The organism is Actinocorallia lasiicapitis, assembly GCF_054778695.1.
The window spans coordinates 1-3,790 of record NZ_BAAGZI010000492.1; the positions used below are offsets into that span (position 1 = coordinate 1).

The 3,790-nt window shown below is 70.9% G+C and carries 3 protein-coding genes; 1 reads left to right on the plus strand and 2 read right to left on the minus strand.

Going from position 1 to position 3,790, the window contains the following annotated elements; all coding sequences use genetic code 11:
* On the plus strand, positions 1 to 1,248 hold a 1,248-nt coding region (locus ACYVE7_RS30875), incomplete at its 5' end, for an SPFH domain-containing protein (RefSeq protein ID WP_460369698.1).
* On the opposite strand, the gene ACYVE7_RS30880 is transcribed toward ACYVE7_RS30875, so the two are convergent.
* A complete protein-coding gene (locus ACYVE7_RS30880; protein ID WP_460369700.1) occupies positions 1,245 to 2,312 on the minus strand; it encodes an MBL fold metallo-hydrolase in 1,068 nt (355 codons plus the stop codon). The genes ACYVE7_RS30875 and ACYVE7_RS30880 overlap by 4 nt on opposite strands.
* A gap of 30 nt (positions 2,313 to 2,342) precedes the next feature.
* A partial coding sequence (locus ACYVE7_RS30885; protein ID WP_460369701.1) for a cobaltochelatase subunit CobN occupies positions 2,343 to 3,790 on the minus strand: 1,448 nt, incomplete at its 5' end.

The following is a 3,790-nucleotide window of genomic DNA, read 5'->3' on the forward strand; positions in this document are numbered from 1 at the left end:
GGCGGCGCCGCCGCCGAGCCGGGGCCCCGCGCCGTCGACGTCCGGATCAGCGGGTTCTGGCGCTGGAAGACCGTGCTGGTGCCGCCGAACGCGTTCGTCGTGCACACCCGGCGCGGCCGGGCCGAGCCGCTCCATCTCGGGCTCGGCATGTCGTTCCGGTTCACTCCGGCGACCGACACGTTCCTGGTCGTCCCCGGCGCCACCCAGACCATCCTGATCAACGCCTACTGCATCTGCCGTGAGCTGCAGGGGGTCCTCGTCCAAGGCTACGTCCAGTGGATTATCTCGGACTTCGCGACCGCCTACCGCAAGCTCGATTTCAGTGATGCCGACGACCCGATGCGGCTGGTCAACCTCCAGCTCAAGGAGCAGGCCGAGGCCGCCATCAAGGACAAGGTCGCGACGCTGAGCGTCCACGACGTCCTGTCGGACAAGCAGCCGATCATCGAGGAGCTGACGGCGCGGCTGCGCGGCGTCGCCGACGGGCTGGGCATCGGGATCGTCACCGTCCAGATCAAGGAGGCGGTCGTCTCCTCCTCGCGGCTCTGGGAGAACCTGCAGAAACCGTTCCGGTCGGAGCAGGCGCGGATCGCGCGGCTCGCCGAACTGGAGGCCGAGGGCGTCGTCTCGGAACGGGAGATGACGGCGGCGCGCGTCAAGGAGACCCGGCGGATCGAGCACGAGCGGGAGCTCGCGGAGCTGCGACGCACCAACGACGCCAGCCGGTTCGACGCCGAGACCGCCGAGGAGTCCCGCCGGTTCGAACTGGAGACGGCCGAAGCGGCACGCCGATTCGCGATCGAGGCCGCCGAAGCCGCCCGCAGATTCGACGCCGAGACGGGTGAAGCGGCCCGCCGGTTCGACACCGAGAAGACCGAGGAGCTGCGCCGCCACGATGTGGAGGCCGAGACGGCTCGGCTGGCCAGGGAACTGGCCCGCGACGAGCAGCAGGCCGAGCTGGAACGGGAGCTGGAACGGCAGCGCACTGCCCATGACGTCGCGCTGCTCGCCCTGGAACGCGACCGGGCACAGGCCGCGATCGCCAACGACCGGAGCCCCGCGAGCCTCCAGTCGGAGCTGATCAGGACCCTGCCGGAGATCGTGGCGCAGCTCCCCAAACCCGACGAGCTGCGGACCGTCCAGTTCAGCGGCAACGACCGCACCACTCTCGCCGGTCTCGCCGCCGAACTCGGCACGGTCGTCGCGACGCTCCGCGAGGTCACCCGCGAGGAGCCGAACGACGGTTAGGCGATCTCGTCCCACCAGCCGTCGGGCTTGGGCGGGTTCGCGACGTCCACCCGCTCGCCGGGCCGGGGGATCGCGACGGTGACGCCGCGCCGCTCCGCCTCGGCGACGATCCGGCGGGCGGGATCGGCCCACGGATGCATCGCCAGCACGAAAGTGGCCCAGTGTACGGGGATCAGGAGGCCGCCACGGAGATCGAGATGCGCCGTGACGGCCTCCTCGGGCGTCATGTGGATGTCGGACCAGGCGGCGCTGTACGCGCCGATCTGCATCAGGGTCAGATCGAACGGGCCGTGCTGCTCGCCGATCCGCGCGTAGCCGTCGAAGTAGCCGGAGTCGCCCGTGTAGAAGATCTTCTTCGTGGGTCCCGCGACCACGAACGAGCACCACAGCGTGGGGTTGCGCTGCAGGCCGCGGCCGGAGAAGTGGTACGACGGAGTGGCGGTGATCTTGAGCCCCGCGACGACGGCCTGCTCGTCCCAGTCCAGCTCCACGATCCGCGACGTCGGCACGCCCCACCGCTCCAGATGGGCGCCGACGCCCAGCGGCACCACGAACGGCGCCGTCTGCGTGCGCAGCAGAGTACGGACCGAGCCCAGGTCGAGATGGTCGTAGTGGTCGTGCGAGATCGCGATCACATCGAGCTCGGGCAGGTTCTCGAGCCGGACGGGCGCCTCGTGCACCCGCCGGGGGCCGAACAGGCGGCTCGGCGAGACCCGCTCGGAGAAGACCGGATCGAACAGGACCTTCCGCCCGTCGATGTCGACGAGTGAGGTGCCGTGGCCGAGCCAGTGGACGCTCAGGCCGTCACCGGAGAAATCGGGTGTGCGCAGTGGAACCGGCAGCTCCGGGTGGCGTTTGCCCCGCTTCAGGAACTCCCCGGCCATGAGCCGGGGGTTCGCGCTGTTGGGGCTGACGCCCTGGTTGTGGAAGACCCCGTCCCGGTAGTGCGGCGAACGCTTCACCCGGTCGCCGGGGGACAGGGCGCCGAGAGCGGGCAGGATGTCGCGGAAGGCCCAGGTGGCGACGGCCGTCGCCACCGCCAGGCCGATACGGATCTTCGTCACGGTACCGACACTAACCGACGTCGCGGCCGATCACTCGGTACCCGCCTCGAGGTCGCCTTCGGTTTCCAGATACGCCTGGCGGACCCCGTCCAGGACGTCCGGATCAGGGTGCTCCCACAGCCCGCGGTCGGCGGCCTCCAGCAGGCGTTCGGCGATCCCGTGCAGCGCCCACGGGTTGGACTCGGTGAGGAACGCGCGGTTCTCCTCGTCCAGGACGTAGGTCTTGCCGAGCGTGTCGTACATCCAGTCGGCGACCACTCCGGTGGTGGCGTCGTAGCCGAACAGGTAGTCGACCGTGGCGGCCAGCTCGAACGCGCCCTTGTAGCCGTGGCGTCGCATCGCGGCCAGCCAGCGCGGATTGACGACCCGCGCCCGGAAGATCCGGGAGGTCTCCTCGGTGAGGGAGCGGGTGCGGATCGCGTCGGGACGGGTGCTGTCGCCGATGTAGGCGGTCGGCGCCTTCCCGGTCAGCGCCTTGATCGTGGCGATCATGCCGCCGTGGTACTGGAAGTAGTCGTCGGAGTCGGCGATGTCGTGCTCACGCGTGTCGACGTTCTTCGCGGCCACCGTGATCCGCCGGTAGGCGCTCTCCATGTCGTCGCGGGCCGGACGGCCGTCGAGCCCCCGGCCGTAGGCGAAACCGCCCCAGACCGCGTAGACCTCGGCGAGATCCCGTTCGTCGCGCCAGTTCCGGCTGTCGATCAACGGCAGGATGCCCGCACCGTAGGATCCCGGCTTCGAACCGAAGACGCGCAGCGTCGCACGGCGTTCGTCGCCGTGCTCGGCCAGGTCGGCGGCGACATGGGCGCGGACGAAGTTGGTCTCGTCCGGCTCGTCGAGCGCCGCGACCAGCCGGACGGCGTCGTCGAGCATCGCCACGACGTGCGGGAACGCGTCACGGAAGAAACCACTGATCCGGACGGTGACGTCGATCCGGGGGCGGCCCAGCTCGTCTGCGGGGATCGGCTCCAGGCCCGTCACCCGGCGGGACGCGTCGTCCCAGACGGGGCGGACGCCCAGCAGCGCCAGGACCTCGGCGATGTCGTCGCCGGACGTCCGCATCGCGCTCGTGCCCCAGATCGACAGGCCGACGCTCCGCGGGAACTCGCCGTGCTCGTCCTGGTAGCGGGCGAGCAGGGAGTCGGCCATGGCCTGGCCGGTCGCCCAGGCGAGCCGGCTCGGGATGGCCTTGGGGTCGACGGAGTAGAAGTTGCGGCCCGTCGGCAGCACGTTGATCAGTCCGCGCAGCGGCGAACCCGACGGGCCCGCCGGGACATAGCCGCCCGCCAGGGCGTGCAGGGTGTGCGTCAGCTCGTCGGTCGTCCGCGCCAGCCGGGGCACGACCTCGGTCGCCGCGAACCGCAGCACCGCGCTCACCTGCCTGTCGTCCTCGGCCAGGACGGTGCGGACGACGTCGGCGATCCGGTCGTCGCCGGGCCAGCCCGCGGCGCCCATCGCGGCGACCAGGGCGCGGGCGG